Raw genomic sequence first — 15603 nt, forward strand, 5'->3', positions numbered from 1 at the left:
AAACAGTTGCCTACTGTTAACGATTCCCGAGGTGCTCATCACCACACCGCGCACGGTCACCACACCGCGCCGACCCGCGCCCACTCTCCCGACCGGGTCCGCAGGAGCACCAGGACCAGCCGCAGCACCATGAACGCCGACAGCCCGCTCCAGATCCCGACCAGCCCCCAGCCGAACGCGTAGGACGCCCACACCAGCGGCAGGAAGCCGAACGCCGCCGACGCCAGCGTGGCGGTGCGCAGGAACCTCGCGTCACCCGCGCCGAGCAGCACGCCGTCCAGCGCGAACACCACCCCGGCCACCGGCTGCAACGCGACGAAGAACCACCAGGCGTGCGGTATCTCGTCCAGCACCGCCCGATCGTCGGTGAACAGCAGCGGCAACGGGCCGGACAGCGCCGCGAACACGACCCCGAGCAGCACGCCGAACCACAGCCCGTACAAGGTGACCTGCCACGCGAACCGCCGTGCCTGCTCGCGCCGTTGCGCGCCGAGCGCCGCGCCCACGATCGACTGCGCGGCGATCGCCAACGAGTCCAGCACGAGCGCGAGGAACGTCCACAGCTGCAACACGACCTGGTGCGCGCCCAGCGCACCGACCGACGTGCGGGCGGCGACGGACGCGGCGGACAGGAAGCACGCCTGGAACGCGAGGCTGCGCAGCACGAGGTCACGCCCGAGGCCCAACTGCGCCCGCATCCGGTGCCGGTCCGGCCGGAGGCTGACCCGTTCCGAACGCAGGGCCTTGAAGAACAACCCGGCCGACAGCACCTGCGCGATCACGTTCGCGACCGCCGAGCCCTCCAGCCCCCAGTGCGCGCCGTGCACCAGGACCGGGCACAGCACGGCCGAGATGCCGTTGCCGACCAGCACGTACCGCAGCGGGCGGGCGGTGTCCTGCACGCCGCGCATCCACCCGTTGCCCGCCATCGTGACCAGCACGAACGGCGCGCCGAACAACGCGATCCGCAGCCACGCGACGGCGTTGTCCGCCACCGCGCCCTCACCGGCCAGCAGCCGTGCGGCGGGTCCGGCCAGCAGCTGACCGAGCAGGATCACCAGCGCGCCGACGGCCAGTGCGAGCCACGTCGCCTGGACGCCCTCCTCCACGGCCTCCGGCCGCCGACCCGCGCCGAACAGCCGTGCGGTCCGGGCGGTGGTGCCGTAGGACAGGAACGTCAGCTGGGTGGCGACCTGCGTGAACAGCACGCCGCCCAACGCCAGCCCGGCCAGCGGCAGCGCGCCGAGGTGCCCGACCACGGCGGTGTCCACCAGCACGTACAGCGGCTCGGCCGCCAGCACCACCAAAGCGGGCGCGGCCAGCCCGATGACCCGCCGCGCCGGTACCCGTTCCTGATCGCGTTCAGCCACGGGCGACGGTGTCGAGGGCGGCACGCAGGTCGGCCAGGACCCGGTCGGCAGACCCGGCAGCGGTGAAACCGGCGGCCAGGCGGTGGCCGCCGCCGCCGAGCAGCTGCGCCACCTCGCGCACGTCCACCTTGCTCACCGCGCGCAACGACACCGACCACGTCGACGGCCGCAGTTCCTTCAGCACCGCCGCCACCTCGGCCTCGTCCGCCGTGCGCACCAGGTCGACCACGCTCTCCACCTCCTCGGGCCGCAGCCCGGAGGCGTCCTCCAACGTCACGACGGCGTGCACGAGCCCCAGCCCGCCCGCGGCCTCCCGCTCCAGGCACGCCCGGCTCAGCACCTTCGCCAACATCCCGAGATACCCGAACGGGTGAGAGTCCATCAGCGGCCGGGCCACCGCCTCGGCGTCCACCCCGGCCGCGAGCAGCCGGGCCGCCACCTCGTGCGTCGACGCCGACGCGTGCCGGAACGACCGGGTGTCCGTCACCAGACCCGCGTAGACGCACCGGGCCACCGGCTCGTCCAGCTCGACGCCGAGGACGTCCAGCAGCCGCAGCACCACGATCGCGGTCGCCTCGGCCCGGTCGTCGACCACGTTCACGTGCCCGAACCGCGGGTTCGACACGTGGTGGTCCAACACCACGACCACACCGGCGGTGGACACCCGATCGGCCAACGGCCCGAGCCGCCCGACACTGCCGGTGTCCAACGCCACCAGCACGGGCGGCGCTGCGGGCACCTCGGCGGCGGGCACCAGCAGGCCCTCCACGTCCAGGTTCCGCAACGTCTCCGGCACGTCGTCCGGCGCGCCGAACGACACCCGGACCGCCACACCGCGGCGGTGCAGGGCCAGGCCCAGCGCCAACGCGCTCCCCAGCGCGTCGGCGTCGGGGTTCACGTGGGCCAGCAGCGTGACATCGGTGGCCGTGGACAGGACGCGGGCCGCCTCGGCGAGGTCGGCGCTCAGGTCGTCGGACAAGCTCGGGTCGTTGCGCACGACGAGAACGCTAGTCGGCGTCCTCGGTCTCACGCGGAGGCTTGTACGGGTCGGGTTCGCCCGCGGGCTCCGCACCGTGCGCGATGCGCGCCACCTCGGCGTCCAGCTCACGTGCCTTGGCCAGCAGTTCGTCCATCCGACGCGCCTCGGCGGGCACGGTGTCGGTGACGAACGACAGGGTCGGCGTGAACCGCACACCGGTCTGCTGGCCGACCATCGTGCGCAGCACGCCCTTGGCCTTCTCCAGCGCCGCGGCGGCGCCCGCGAGGTCCGGCTCGGAGTCCAGCTTCTCGCCGAGCACCGTGTAGTAGACCGTGGCGTCGTGCAGGTCGCCGGTCACCCTCGTGTCGGTGATGGTCACGCGGGCCAGCCGGGGGTCCTTCACCTCGTGCTCCAACGCGGAAGCCACGATCTGCGAGATCCGCTTGGCGAGCTTGCGAGCCCGTGCCTGGTCGGCCACGGCGCTCCCCTCCTGTCGTCCGATTCGTCGCCTCGTCGGCGACGGTTGCTAGTCGTCCTCCGGCCCGACGAGCCTGTGGCGGGCGGAGAGAAGTTCCAGTTCGGGGCGCCCGGCCACCAGTCGCTCGCACGCGACCATGACGTCCCTCACATGCTCGGCGTCGGCGGCGACGGCCGCCACTCCGATCAGCGCGCGTCGGTGCAGGTCCAGGTGGCCCGCCTCGGCGACCGACACCTCGAACCTGCGGCGCAGCTCCGCCACGACGGGCTTGACCACGGACCGCTTCTGCTTCAACGAGTGGACGTCACCGAGCAGCACGTCCAACTCGAGCGCACCTACGAACACAGATGATCACCAGGTGTTCAAGGGTGCGGGGCCGCCGGTTCCGACGGCCCCGCACCCGGCTGAAGACGATCAGGCGCGCGGCTTCTCGCGCATCTCGAACGTCTCGATCATGTCGCCGACCTTCAGATCGCTGTAGTTGCCGAGCGTCAGACCGCACTCGAAGCCCTCGCGGACCTCGGTCGCGTCTTCCTTGAACCGCCGCAGCGAGCTGATCGGCAGGTTCTCCTGGATGACGTTGTTGTCGCGCAGCAGGCGGGCCCGCGCGTTGCGGCGGATCTCGCCCGACATCACGAGGCAACCCGCGATCGTGCCGACCTTGGAGGACTTGAAGACCTCGCGGACCTCCGCGCGGCCCAGCTGGACCTCTTCGTACTCCGGCTTGAGCATGCCCTTCAGGGCCTGCTCGATCTCGTCGATCGCCTGGTAGATCACCGTGTAGTAGCGGACGTCCACGCCCTCGCGGTTGGCGAGTTCGGTGGCCTTGCCCTCGGCCCGGACGTTGAAGCCCAGGACGATGGCGCTACCCGCGACGGCGAGGTTGATGTCGCCTTCGGTGATGCCACCGACACCGCGGTGGATGACCCGCAGCTCGACGTCGTCGCCGACCTCGATCTTCATGAGCGCGTCCTCGAGGGCCTCGACGGTACCCGAGTTGTCGCCCTTGATGATCAGGGTGAGAGCGCTCGTCTCCTTCAGCGCGGCGTCCAGGTCTTCCAGGCTGACGCGCTTGCGCTTCGCGGCGTTCATCGCGTTGCGGTTGCGGGCCTGGCGGCGCTCGGCGATCTGCCGGGCCACCCGGTCCTCCTCGACCACGAGGAACGTGTCGCCCGCGCCTGGCACCGAGGTGAGGCCGATGACCTGCACCGGACGCGACGGCGTCGCCACCGTGACGTCGACACCGTGCTCGTCGACCATGCGGCGCACGCGACCGTAGGCGGCGCCCGCCACGATCGAGTCACCCACGCGGAGCGAACCGCGCTGCACCAGCACCGTGGCCACCGGACCGCGACCGCGGTCGAGGTGCGCCTCGATGGCGACGCCCTGCGCCTCCATCTCCGGGTTGGCCCGCAGGTCGAGCGACGCGTCGGCGGTCAGCAGGATCGCTTCCAGCAGGCCGTCGATGTTGATGCCCTGCTTCGCCGAGATGTCGACGAACATCGTGTCGCCGCCATACTCCTCGGCGACCAGCCCGTACTCGGTGAGCTGCTGGCGGATCTTGGCGGGGTTGGCCCCCTCCTTGTCGATCTTGTTGACCGCGACCACGATCGGCGCGTTGGCCGCCTGGGCGTGGTTGATCGCCTCCACCGTCTGCGGCATCACGCCGTCGTCGGCCGCCACCACGATGACCGCGATGTCGGTCGAGTTCGCACCACGCGCACGCATGGCGGTGAACGCCTCGTGACCCGGGGTGTCGATGAACGTGATCAGGCGCTCGTTGCCCTCGAGCTCCGTGCGCACCTGGTAGGCGCCGATGTGCTGGGTGATGCCACCCGCCTCGCCCTCGGCGACCTTCGCCTTGCGGATGGTGTCCAACAGGCGCGTCTTACCGTGGTCGACGTGACCCATGACGGTCACGACCGGCGGCCGGATCTGGAGGTCGTCCTCGCCGCCGGCGTCGTCGCCGTAGGTGATGTCGAACGTCTCCAGCAGCTCGCGGTCCTCCTCCTCGGGGGACACGACCTGCACGTTGTAGTTCATCTCGGAGCCCAGGAGCTCCAGGATCTCGTCGGACACCGACTGCGTCGCGGTGACCATCTCGCCGAGGTGGAACAGCACCTGCACCAGCGAAGCCGGGTTGGCGTTGATCTTGTCGGCGAAGTCGGTCAGCGAAGCGCCACGCGGCAGGCGGATCGACTCGCCGTTGCCCTTGGGCAGGCGGACGCCACCGACCGACGGCGCCTGCATGTTGTCCATGTACTCCTGGCGCTTCTGCCGCTTCGACTTGCGGCCACGACGCGCCGGACCACCGGGACGGCCGAAGGCGCCCGCGGCACCGCCGCGTCCACCGGGACCGCCACCACCGGGACGACCGCGGAAACCGCCGCCACCACCGGCCGGTGCGCCACCGCCGCCGCCACCGGCGCCACCGGGACGGAAGCCACCGCCACCGCCACCGCCACCACCAGGACGGAAGCCGCCACCGGCGCCACCGCCACCGCCGCCACCGGGACGGAAGCCGCCGCCACCGCCACCGCCACCACCGGGACGACCGCCACCGCCGCCGCCACCGGGGCCACGGCCACCGCCGCCACCACCGGGACCGCCGGGGCCACGACCGCCGCCGCCACCACCGCCACCGGGGCGGGGCGCCGGACGACCGGGCATCATGCCCGGGTTCGGCCGAGGCGGCATGTTACCGGGGTTCGGACGCGGACCGCCGGGACCGCCGCCGGAGCCACCCGGACGGGGACCGGCCGGACGCGAGTCACCGGGCTTGGGGCCGGACGGCCGCTCGCCGCCACCGGGCGCGGCCGGACGCGGGGCCTGCGGACGCGGCGCGGGAGCGCCACCGCCGACACCGAAGGGGTTGTTGCCCGGACGCGGGGGCCGCGGACCGGCAGGCTTGGGAGACTGCGGGCGCGGCGGGACCACGGACGGGGGGGTGTTCTGCGCGGCCGCGGGCTGCTGCTGCGGTGCGCGGGGGCCGGGACGCGGGCCGGGGCCACTGGTCCGCGGCGTCTGCTGAGGCGCCTGCTGGGGCTGCTGCTGCGGCGCGGCGGCCGGAGCGGGTGCCTGTGCGGCAGCCGGAGCCGGAGCGGCCGGAGCGGGAGCCTGGGGCTGCTGCTGCGGCGCGGGGGCCGGAGCTGCGGGAGCAGGCGCGGCGGGCTTCGCCACCGGCTTCGGGGCCATCGGCTTGGGACCGGGCACGGGACGCGGACCGGGCTTGCCGGCGGGTGCCGGCGGACGCGGGGTCGTGTCGCTCTTGGTCTCGCCGGACTGGGCGGACTGGGCCGGCTTCGGCGGCGCCGGGCGGGCGCCGGCCGGCTTGGACTTGCCGTCGTTCTTGGCGTAGGCGTCACGAAGCCGCCGGGCCACCGGGGCCTCGACGGTGCTGGACGCGGACTTCACGTACTCGCCCTGATCGGCGAGCTTGGTCAGTAGTTCTTTACTCGTGACACCGAGCTCTTTGGCGAGCTCGTGCACGCGGGCCTTACCTGCCACTGCACTCCTCTGTGAGGGAGGCCGGCGGGCAAGTCCCGTCGACCTCGTCTTAACGTCGCGCGTTCATGTCTTCAGCTTCACGGCTGACTCATGACGGGTCGACCTGCTTCCTTGCTTCCTGCTGGTCACGGGGCGATCCCGCGACCTCCTGCCCACACTGCTCGAGATGACCGCGCACGCGTTCCACGTCGAGCGCCCCCTGGACCCTGAAGGCCCTGGGGAACGCCCGTCGCTTCTCGGCGTTGCGGAGGCAGTCCGGATCGGGGTGCAGCCATGCTCCCCTACCGGGCAACCGTCGACGTGTGTCCGGGACCACAGTCCCGTCCACGACCACCACGCGCAGCAGCTCGGAGGGCAACGTCCGAGCGCGGCATCCTATGCACGTACGAACCGGGCCGATGTGCTTGAGATCCGATCCCCGACGTTGAACCACTGAGAAGTCTATCCCCTATTGCCTATTCAGCCGAACCGGATGCCGATGCGCCCGCCGGCGCGGACCCGCCGGCCTCCGCATCACTGCGGATGTCGATGCGCCAACCGGTCAGCCGGGCGGCCAGCCGGGCGTTCTGGCCCTCCTTGCCGATGGCGAGGGAGAGCTGGAAGTCCGGCACCACGACACGTGCGGTCTTGGCGCGCTCGTCGAGCACCCGCACCGATACAACCTTCGCCGGTGACAAGGCATTCCCGACGAACGTGGCCGGGTCGTCCGAGTGGTCGATGATGTCGATCTTCTCGCCGGCCAGCTCGCTCATGACGTTGCGCACCCGGGCGCCCATCGGTCCGATGCACGCGCCCTTGGCGTTGACGCCGGGCACCGTGGTGCGGACCGCGATCTTCGAACGGTGACCTGCCTCACGTGCCACCGCGGGGATCTCCACGGTGCCGTCGGCGATCTCGGGCACCTCGAGCGCGAACAGCCGGCGGACCAGGTTCGGGTGCGTGCGCGACAACGTGATCTGCGGGCCGCGGGTGCCGCGGGACACGCCCACGACGTAGCACTTGAGCCGCGAGCCGTGCTCGTAGGACTCGCCGGGCACCTGCTCGGCGGGCGGCAGCACGCCCTCGGTGTCCCCTATCTGCACGACGACCATGCCGCGGGCGTTCGCGCGGGCGTCGCGCTGCACGACACCGCCGATGATCTCGCCCTCCTTGGCGGAGAACTCGCCGAACGTGCGCTCGTGCTCGGCGTCGCGCAGGCGTTGCAGGATGACCTGGCGGGCGGTGGTGGCGGCGATGCGGCCGAACCCCTCGGGGGTGTCGTCCCACTCCTCGGCCACCGTGCCGTCGGGGTTCAGCTCCTGCGCGAGCACGCGCACCATGCCGGTCTTGCGGTCGATCTCCACCCGCGAGTGCGAGTGGTGGCCCTCGGTGTGCTTGTAGGCGGTCAGCAGGGCGGTCTCGATGGCTTCGAGAACCGTGTCGAAGGGGATGTCCTTGTCCCGTTCGATCGCCCTGAGAGCGGCGATGTCGACGTTCACTCCGACTCCTCCTTCAGGTGCTTGCCTTCGAGGAGCGCGAGCTCTTCGACCGGCGGCTGCTTGAACTCGACTTCGACGACGGCGCGCTCGATCGTCTTGTACTCGACGCGGCGCAGCTCGCCCTTGACCAGCAGCACGACGCCGGTGTCGTCGGCATCGCCGACCCGGCCGAACCACTCGACCTGGTCCGGCTGCTTGACCTTCACCAGGCGCAGCCGGTTGCGCTTCCAGTGGCGCGGCTTGGTGAGCGGGCGGTCCGCGCCGGGCGAGGTGACCTCGAGCGTGTACGGCCCCGCGATCAGGTGCTCGTGGGCGTCGAGGGCGGCGGACACGGCGCGACTGGCCTGCGCCACCTCGTCCAGCCCGATCCCCTCGTCACCGTCGACGACCACCTTGACCAGCCTGCGACGCCCAGCCTGGTTCACGTCGAGCAGTTCGAGGTCGAAGCCGATGGCCTCGACCGCCTCCCGCACGACGGGTGCTAGCTGCGCGGCGAGTTCTCCGCGCGGCGGGCTGGACACGTGGTGACTCCATGTTCTGTTCGAGTGCAGAGGGCACGGCAACCCCGGCCGACGCTGCACTTCGCCGGCCGTGGTCGCCCAGACTATCTCGTTCGGCGACCTCCCACGTGCCACGGGCGAAGGCGGCGGCTCTGGCAGGATCGGTACACGTGATCGGTAGAACGGCGTTCAGCAGGCGCGGAGTGCTGCTGGCGGCGGCCACGGCACCGTTGGCAGTCGCGTGCACCACACCCCCACCCCCTCCACCGCCCCCGGACCCGCTGGCGGAGCTGGTGAAGGCGGCGCTGTCGGACGCCGCGCTGGCCACGGCGGTCGGCGCGCCCGAGACGGCCGCCGCGCGGACCGAGCACGCCGCGCGGCTGCAGGCCGAGGTGGACCGGGCGACGCCGCGGGTGCCTGGGTCGTCGGTGCCGCCGACGACGTCGGCTTCGGTGCCGCCGCCGGCGGGCGCGTCGCGGGAGGCGTTGGTGCCGGCGTTGCAGGCGGCGCAGAAGCAGGCGGGTGCCCTGGTGGCGTCGGTGCAGACGTACCGGGTGGGGTTGGTCGCCTCGGTGGCGGCCGGGTGCGCGAGCCTGGTGGAGGCGTTGTCGTGAGCGTGGACGCGGTGCAGGACGCGTTGAGTGCCGAGCACGCGGCGGTGTGGACGTACGGGCTGGTCAGCGCGTTCATCACGGTCCCGCAGCAGGCGGCGGCGGTGGCGGACGGCGCGAACGCGCACCGGGCGCGGCGGGACGTGACGGAGCGGTGGTTGCGTGACGCCGGAGCCACCCCGAGACCCCCGGCGGCCGCCTACCTGCCGCCGCAGCCGGTGGACAGCGCGGCGTCGGCGATCGCGGCGTTGATCGCGGTGGAGACGGACTCGTGCGTGGCGTGGCGCGGGGTGTTGGAGCGGACCGAGGACGGGGCGCTGCGGCAGTCGGCGCTGGACGCGTTGACCGTGTCGGCGGTGCGCGCGACGCGGTGGCGCAAGGTGGCCGGGTTGACGCCGGCGTCGATCACGTTCCCGGGCGCCGGGGTGGGCTGACGCTCCGCAGGGGTCCCCGCCAGGGGACCCCTGTCTTGATTCTGCCGGCGGGGACCGACGATTTCGCGCACCGCAAGCCGGGCTGTGGACAACTCGGCGGCGCTCGGTCGTGAGCCGGTGGGGTCGGTCGCGAGCCGGTGGCGGTCAGGAACCGGTGGTGGTCAGGAGTCCAGGTCGGCGGCCAGGCGGAAGGCGTCGTTGCTGATCCGCTTCATCAGGCGGTTGTGCGAGGCCTCGTCGGGGCCGTGCTTCACCGAGTCCGACTCGATGATGATCACGTCGCGCTCCTGCTGCTGCGCCGCGAAACCGCCGTTGGCCAGCGTGGTCAGGTTCGGCACCCGCACCGCGCCGTCCTTGACCAGGTCGTTGACGTTGCCGGTGCCGTCGCGGCTGGTCAGGTCCTTCAGCTTGGCGGCGTCCGCGACGGTCTTCATCCGCACCACCGACACCGACGTGTAGACCGTCAACCCGTCCGGGGTGGTGGTCGTGTACAGGCCGCGGGTGAGCTGCTGGCACGGCGTCTCGGTCAGGAACACCTTGGTCTGCCCGTACGCGTGCGGCGCGCAGTTGCTGTCCTTCAGCGGCTCCGGCACGTCCGGGGATTTGGCGAAGGTGAACTCACCGGGCGGCGCGGACGTAGTGACAGGTGTGCCGGACGGTTCGCCCTTCGGCATCACCACCAGCCACACCAGCCCGGACACCACGGCCACGCCGAGCAGCCCGAGGCCCTTGAGCAGCGTCCCGCGACGCGACAGCGCCGCCGCGGGTGGCCGGGACGGCCGAGGCGGCGGCGGCGAGTTCAGCAGCGAGTCCAACTGGCCGATCTCCGACCGCCACAGCGGCGCGGTGTCCGACGGCCGGATGGGAGGTATCCGCTGCGTCACCTCTTCTGGTGATTCGGGAGGGACCGACACAAAGACCCACGGTAACGGACGAGAGTCAGCTGAGCGCTTTGAGCACGAGATCGACATCCTCCACCGTGTTGTACAGGTGAAACGCGAGCCGCACCCGTCCGGCGCGCATGCTGGACCGCACTCCCGCGGCCGCCAGCCGTTCCCCCGCCGACGGCAGGTCGAGCGACACGATCGCCGACCCGCGCGCGGGCAGCCCGAGACCGGTCAGCACGGCGTCGGCCAGCGCCACGTTGTGGTCGCGGACGGCCGCCAGGTCGAGCGACGCCAGGTAGGGCAGCGACGCCGCCGCGCCGAACTGGGACAGCCACACCGGCGACAGGTCGAGCCGCCGCGCGTCCGACGCCAGCCGCAGCGGTAGCCCGTACACCGTGCTCCAGGGGTCGTCCCCGCCGAACCAGTTCGCCGCCACGGGCACCGTGCGCTCCAAGGCCGAAGGCGAGCACGCCAACCACGCGCACCCGCGCGGCGCCATCAGGAACTTGTACCCGGCGGCCACCACCCAGTCCGCCCACTCCAGCTCCAACGGCAGCCAGCCGACGGCCTGCGAGGCGTCCAGCAGCACCGGCACACCGGTCGCGCGCAGCCCTTCGAGGTCCACCACCCGCCCGTCCGCGGACTGCACCACGCTCACCGCGACGAGGTCGTGCGCGCCGGCGGCGGACACGATCTCGTCCAGGTCGACTTCGGTGACCCGCAGGCCCCGCGCCGCGAACGGGAACGTCAGGCTGGTGAAGTCGCCGCGCGCCACCAGCACCGACGCGTCGGCGGGCAGTCCGGCCGCCACCAGGGACACGAGCTGGGACACCGACGCGCCCATCGCCACGCGTTCCGCCGGCACGCCCACCAGCTGACCGAACGCGTTCCGCGCCGTGGCCACCTGGGCGACGACCTCACCGGAACCGTCCGCGCCGGTCGACCACCGCCGCACGGCGTCCGCGACGACCGCGGCGACGGGTGATGGCGGCACACCGGTGCCCGCGGTGTTCAGGTAGCCGAGGGGGACGTCGAAGGTCGTGCCGAAGGCTGCGCGCATGGGATCATCACACGGCCTCGAAGCCCCGACCGTCCACCGAATAGTCGGCGGGTGGTCGCCGGTGGGGCCGCTAGGCGGTCGCGGAGCCGGAGGTGGTCGAGTGCTCGCGGTTCTTGCGCCGGGCGTAGACCTGCTTGCGGGTGCGGGCGACGACCTCGCCGCTCTCGTCCACCACGTCGGTGGAGAACCAGACCAGCGCCTTGCCGCCCTCCGCGACGAGCGAGCGGACCTCGTCCAACTGCTCGTCGGTCAGCCGGAACTCGGCGTAGACGGTGCCGCGACCCGGTTTCACGAACTCGATCTCACCCACCCGGTCCCACACCAGGTGCTCGCGGCCGAGGTGGTGCAGCACGAGCAGCATCCAGAACGGGTCGGTCATCGCGAACAGCGAGCCGCCGAAGTGGGTGCCCACGTAGTTGCGGTTCCACCAGCGCATCCGCAGCCGGACCCGGACGTGGCGGTAGTCGTCGGACAGCTCGACCACGCGGATGCCCGCGAACAGGAACGGGGGCCACAGGTTCAAGCCGCGACGCAGACGGGAAGCCTTCACGACGCCCATGTTACCAGCGGGTAATGTCAGGTCGGGCGATGTCAGTGCAGGCTGATCACGTTCTTCGTGACCTTGCCCGCCGCGTCGGAACACAGGAACGCCACCACACCGGCCACGTCCTCCGGCTGCGACACGTCGTGCTTCGCGCGGACCGCGTCGTTGACCCAGCCGGTGTCCGTGACGCCGGGCTTGACCACGTTCGACGTGATGCCGTGCGGCCACAGCTCGGCCGCCGCGGACATGGCGTAGTTGTCCAGCGCCGCCTTCGCCGCGCCGTAGGACACCTCGCTGGGGAACCCGAGCGGGCCGCCCGAGGTCAGGCCGACGATGCGGCCCCAGTTGCCGCCGCGCGCGATGTGCCGCCGGGCGAACTCCGCGATCAGCAGCGCGCCCGCCCGCGCGTCCACCGCGAACTGCGCGTCGAACGTCTGCGGCGTGACCGCCCGCAGCACCCGGCCGAACTGGTCGGACTCGGCGGCCAGGAACGTGTCCTGCACCCAGCTGGAGGCGTTGTTGACCAGGATGTCCACCGGTCCGAAGACCCGCTCGGCGGTGTCGAACAGCAGGGCGGGCGCCATCGGGTCGGTGAGGTCGACCTCGATGGCGTGCGCCTTGCCGCCCGCCTCGGTGATGGCGGCGACCACGTCGTCCGCGCCCGACTCGCGGGCGGTGAAGTACTCCGGCGGCGTGCTCGGGTCCGGCGCGGGCGCGAAGCACAGGAAGGTGATGAGGACGTTGACGCCCTGGGCGGCGAGGGCCTTGGCGGTCGCGGCGCCGATGCCCTGGTTGGCCCCGGTGACGATCGCGGTGTGGATCACGATCGGCATCTTGCCTGATCGGGGCACGGAGTCGCACGGCGATTTCGCGTGGGCGCCGGGCGCCGTTCGTAAGCTCTGTGGTCATGCGCAGCGAAGAGATCGAGATCCGCACCGGCACCACCGAGGTCGTCCTCGACATCACGCGGGCCTGCGAGGACTTCCTGACCGGCGTGGACGGCGACGGCCTGCTGAACGTCTGGGTGCCGCACGCCACCGCCGGGCTGGCGGTGCTGGAGACCGGCGCGGGCAGCGACGACGACCTGCTGGCCGCGCTGCGCCAGCTGCTGCCCGCCGACAACCGGTGGCGGCACAGGCACGGGACGCCCGGTCACGGCCGTGACCACGTGCTCCCCGCGCTGGTGCCGCCCTACGCGACGATCCCGGTGCTAGGCGGTGTGCTGGCGCTGGGCACCTGGCAGTCGGTCTGCCTGGTGGACACCAACGTCGACAACCCCGTCCGCAAGGTCCGGCTGACCTTCCTCGCCGGGTAGCGCCTTCCCGGGCAGCAGGAACGGGTAGAGGCCGGCCACCCCGCGAGGTCGACCTCCAGGCGACCTCGCCCGCGACGCCGGAGGCGGCGCAATCGGACACGGTACGGTTTGGCCCGTGACTTACCCAGGTGACGGGCAGTCCGGCTGGGGCGGCCAGCCCGGCCAGGGCGACTGGGGCCCGCAGGACCACGGCCACGCCCAGCAGGGCTTTCAACCGCAGGGCTACCAACAGCAGGGATACGCCGGCTCGTACGGCGGCCTCGGCGTGTTCTCCGGCGGTGACGAGCCCCCGCCCAAGAAGGACAAGACCAAGCTGTGGCTCGCGATCGGCGCGGTCGTGGTGGTGCTCGTCGGCGGCGGCGTGACCGCGTTCGCGCTGACCCGGCCGGACGACTCGCAGCCGGTCGCCCAGAACACCTCCAGCAGCGCGCCCACGACGACGGCCTCCAGCACCTCCGAGTCGACGCCGAGCGACCCGGGCACCACCTGCGAGCCCGTCAAGTCCGGCTGGAACTGCCTGCCCGTCCCGGCCCTGTCGTACAGCTACGACGTGCCCAAGGGCTGGACGCCCCTGCCCAACAGCGCACCGGTCGACGCGATGAAGGACGTGAAGCTCACCGGCCTCACCGTCGTCGGCGCCTACGACTGCGGCGACGCGGGCTACAACCGCGGCGGCGCGGGCGGTGTCGTGGTCCCGCAGACCGATCTGACCGCGGTCGCCAAGGACTTCGCCGACAAGCTCGCCACCCAGTACTACAAGTCCGCGCCGAAGTTCGAGGTCAAGCTCGGCGAGCCCAAGCGGGTGACGCTGCCCAGCACCGCGGGCGATATCGAAGGCGTGCAGGTCGACGCCACGATCACCACCTCGGGCAACGAGTGCCTGGCCACCAGGGGAATGGTGAAGGTCCTGGTGCTGAGGGGCGACAAGGGCTTCCACGTGTTCATGGCCAACGGCGACCTCGAAGGCGGTCCGGCCGACCCCAAGCCGCCGACGGAGGCCGACCTCCAGGGGATGGTCGACTCCGTCAAGCCGCTGAGCCCGTGAGCTACACCGGGCTGGGCGTCTACCAGCAGCGACCGCCGAAACGACCGAGCCGCGCGCCGTTGTGGATCGCGCTGGCCGTGGTCGCCGTGCTCGTCATCGGCGGCGGCGTGACGGCCCTCGTGCTGCTGAAGTCCGGGGACGACCAGGCCTCGCCCACGTCGTCCGGGTCTGCGTCGACCACGTCGGCCGCACCCGAGGAGGACTGGCTGCCGGTGAAGGACCTGCAGGCGGGCCTGGCCTACGAGGTGCCGCCGTCGTGGGAGTCCACCGGCGGCGGCGGGTCCGGGCGGGTCACGCTGACCACGTCGTACGTGTCCCGGCCGTTCCAGTGCCAGGGGCGCAGCATGATCCAGGCGCAGGCGATGTCCGGGTCCGTCACCGACGACGACCCGGAGAAGGTCGCCACCGAGCTGGTGAACCGGATCGCCGGCGGCGGGTACACCGTCAACGACGCGCCGCCCGAGATCGCCGAGCCGCGCGTCGAGTCCGGGGACGGCGGCGAGGTCCGGGTCAGCGTCGAGGTGACGCCGAAGTCCACGAGCGCCTGCTACGCGCCCAAGGCCACGGTCAGCGCGGTGGCGATGCGGAAAGGGTCCAAGGTGTCGGTCTTCGTGCTGAACGTCGCCGAGGGCGGGCCGCACGTGGCCGAGGGCCCGTCGGACGACGACGTGAAGCGCATCCTGGAAAGCGTGCGGCCGTCGTGAACACGTTGGTGCTGTGGGACATCGACCTCACGTTGATCGACGCGAGGGGTCTGGGGCACGAGTGGTACCGCACCGCGTTGCGCGCGGCGGCGGGCCTGGACCTCGTGCACACGCCCAGTTTTCCGGGCCGCACGGAGCGCGCGATCACGCTGGAGCTGCTGGCGTCGCACGACCTGGAGCCCACCGAGGAACTGGTGGCGCGGCTGCACGCGGAGCTGATCGACGTGGCCACGCGGGAACGCGCGCTGCTGCCGTCACGGGGGCACGCGCTGCCCGGCGCTTCGGCGGCACTGGAGGCGTTGGCGGCGCGGGAGAACGTCGTGCAGTCGGTCGTGACCGGGAACCTGGTGGAGATCGCCCGGTTCAAGCTGGCCGCGTTCGGGCTGGACGGGCACGTCGACTTCGAGATCGGCGGCTACGGCTCGGTGTCCGAACACCGGCCCGAGCTGGTGCTGGAGGCGGTGCGGCTGGCATCGGCCAAGCACACCCGCGAGTTCCGGTCCGTGGTCATCGGCGACACACCGCACGACGTGGACGCCGCACTGCACCACGGGGCCGTCGCCATCGGCGTGGCGACCGGCCGCAGCAGCGTCGCGGAACTGCGGGAAGCCGGCGCGCACATCGTGCTGAGCGACCTGTCCGACACGTCGGCCGTGCTGGCCGCCGTGCTCGACCACAGCTAGGGCCGGAC

Annotated in this window: 18 protein-coding genes; 6 read left to right on the top strand and 12 right to left on the bottom strand. The window is 72.0% G+C overall.

Going from position 1 to position 15603, the window contains the following annotated elements:
• Window positions 1-56: 56 nt before the first annotated feature.
• The 8 genes from FM051_RS12570 to rimP form a co-directional block, all read right to left on the bottom strand.
• Entirely contained in the window at window positions 57-1370 is a 1314-nt protein-coding gene (locus FM051_RS12570) for an MATE family efflux transporter (RefSeq protein WP_158843101.1), read from the bottom strand.
• Window positions 1363-2349: a DHH family phosphoesterase gene (locus tag FM051_RS12575; RefSeq protein WP_158843471.1), complete on the bottom strand. Its 987-nt coding sequence runs from the start codon at window positions 2347-2349 to the stop codon at window positions 1363-1365. The genes FM051_RS12570 and FM051_RS12575 overlap by 8 nt, the downstream gene beginning before the upstream one ends.
• Window positions 2350-2377: 28 nt before the next feature.
• Complete coding sequence (rbfA, locus tag FM051_RS12580) at window positions 2378-2827, bottom strand: 30S ribosome-binding factor RbfA (RefSeq protein ID WP_158843102.1); 450 nt, start codon at window positions 2825-2827, stop codon at window positions 2378-2380.
• A gap of 48 nt (window positions 2828-2875) precedes the next feature.
• Window positions 2876-3172: a DUF503 domain-containing protein gene (locus FM051_RS12585; protein ID WP_158843103.1), complete on the bottom strand. Its 297-nt coding sequence runs from the start codon at window positions 3170-3172 to the stop codon at window positions 2876-2878.
• 69 nt (window positions 3173-3241) lie between these two features.
• Window positions 3242-6334 carry a translation initiation factor IF-2 gene (gene infB, locus FM051_RS12590; RefSeq protein WP_158843104.1) on the bottom strand — a complete coding sequence of 1031 codons (3093 nt, stop codon included), beginning with the start codon at window positions 6332-6334 and terminating at the stop codon, window positions 3242-3244.
• Window positions 6335-6422: 88 nt separating this feature from the next.
• A complete protein-coding gene (locus tag FM051_RS12595; RefSeq protein WP_158843105.1) occupies window positions 6423-6767 on the bottom strand; it encodes a YlxR family protein in 345 nt (114 codons plus the stop codon).
• Window positions 6768-6789: 22 nt separating this feature from the next.
• A complete protein-coding gene (gene nusA, locus FM051_RS12600; RefSeq protein WP_158843106.1) occupies window positions 6790-7812 on the bottom strand; it encodes a transcription termination factor NusA in 1023 nt (340 codons plus the stop codon).
• Window positions 7809-8333, bottom strand: a complete 525-nt coding sequence (gene rimP / locus FM051_RS12605; RefSeq protein ID WP_158843107.1) for a ribosome maturation factor RimP — start codon at window positions 8331-8333, stop codon at window positions 7809-7811. Before rimP ends, nusA begins: the two co-directional genes overlap by 4 nt.
• Before the next feature lie 149 nt (window positions 8334-8482).
• Between rimP and FM051_RS12610 the strand changes: the two genes are divergently transcribed.
• Complete coding sequence (locus FM051_RS12610; protein WP_238412348.1) at window positions 8483-8926, top strand: hypothetical protein; 444 nt, start codon at window positions 8483-8485, stop codon at window positions 8924-8926.
• Entirely contained in the window at window positions 8923-9357 is a 435-nt protein-coding gene (locus tag FM051_RS12615) for a ferritin-like domain-containing protein (RefSeq protein WP_238412349.1), read from the top strand. The genes FM051_RS12610 and FM051_RS12615 overlap by 4 nt, the downstream gene beginning before the upstream one ends.
• Before the next feature lie 161 nt (window positions 9358-9518).
• Here the strand turns inward: FM051_RS12615 and FM051_RS12620 are convergent, their stop codons facing one another.
• The 4 genes from FM051_RS12620 to FM051_RS12635 all read right to left on the bottom strand — a co-directional run bounded on the left by FM051_RS12620 (window position 9519) and on the right by FM051_RS12635 (window position 12672).
• Window positions 9519-10271 carry a hypothetical protein gene (locus FM051_RS12620; RefSeq protein WP_158843109.1) on the bottom strand — a complete coding sequence of 251 codons (753 nt, stop codon included), beginning with the start codon at window positions 10269-10271 and terminating at the stop codon, window positions 9519-9521.
• Between the two features lie 25 nt (window positions 10272-10296).
• Complete coding sequence (locus FM051_RS12625; RefSeq protein ID WP_158843110.1) at window positions 10297-11304, bottom strand: aminotransferase class V-fold PLP-dependent enzyme; 1008 nt, start codon at window positions 11302-11304, stop codon at window positions 10297-10299.
• 70 nt (window positions 11305-11374) lie between these two features.
• Entirely contained in the window at window positions 11375-11854 is a 480-nt protein-coding gene (locus FM051_RS12630) for a DUF4442 domain-containing protein (RefSeq protein WP_158843111.1), read from the bottom strand.
• A gap of 41 nt (window positions 11855-11895) precedes the next feature.
• Window positions 11896-12672, bottom strand: a complete 777-nt coding sequence (locus FM051_RS12635) for an SDR family NAD(P)-dependent oxidoreductase (RefSeq protein ID WP_158843112.1) — start codon at window positions 12670-12672, stop codon at window positions 11896-11898.
• An 83-nt stretch (window positions 12673-12755) separates the two neighbouring features.
• On the opposite strand from FM051_RS12635, the gene FM051_RS12640 reads away from it, so the two are divergent.
• From FM051_RS12640 to FM051_RS12655, 4 genes are all read left to right on the top strand, one after another.
• Entirely contained in the window at window positions 12756-13163 is a 408-nt protein-coding gene (locus tag FM051_RS12640) for a YjbQ family protein (protein WP_158843113.1), read from the top strand.
• 115 nt (window positions 13164-13278) lie between these two features.
• The gene (locus tag FM051_RS12645; protein WP_158843114.1) at window positions 13279-14208 is read left to right on the top strand and encodes a DUF8017 domain-containing protein; all 930 of its coding nucleotides are present in this window, start codon (window positions 13279-13281) and stop codon (window positions 14206-14208) included.
• Window positions 14205-14912 (top strand): DUF8017 domain-containing protein, encoded by a 708-nt coding sequence (locus tag FM051_RS12650; RefSeq protein WP_158843115.1) that lies wholly within the window; start codon window positions 14205-14207, stop codon window positions 14910-14912. Before FM051_RS12645 ends, FM051_RS12650 begins: the two co-directional genes overlap by 4 nt.
• The gene (locus FM051_RS12655) at window positions 14909-15595 is read left to right on the top strand and encodes an HAD family hydrolase (protein WP_158843116.1); all 687 of its coding nucleotides are present in this window, start codon (window positions 14909-14911) and stop codon (window positions 15593-15595) included. The genes FM051_RS12650 and FM051_RS12655 overlap by 4 nt, the downstream gene beginning before the upstream one ends.
• Window positions 15596-15603 lie beyond the last annotated feature (8 nt).

Source organism: Saccharothrix deserti, assembly GCF_009769385.1.
Taxonomy (GTDB): Bacteria; Actinomycetota; Actinomycetes; order Mycobacteriales; family Pseudonocardiaceae; genus Actinosynnema; species Actinosynnema deserti.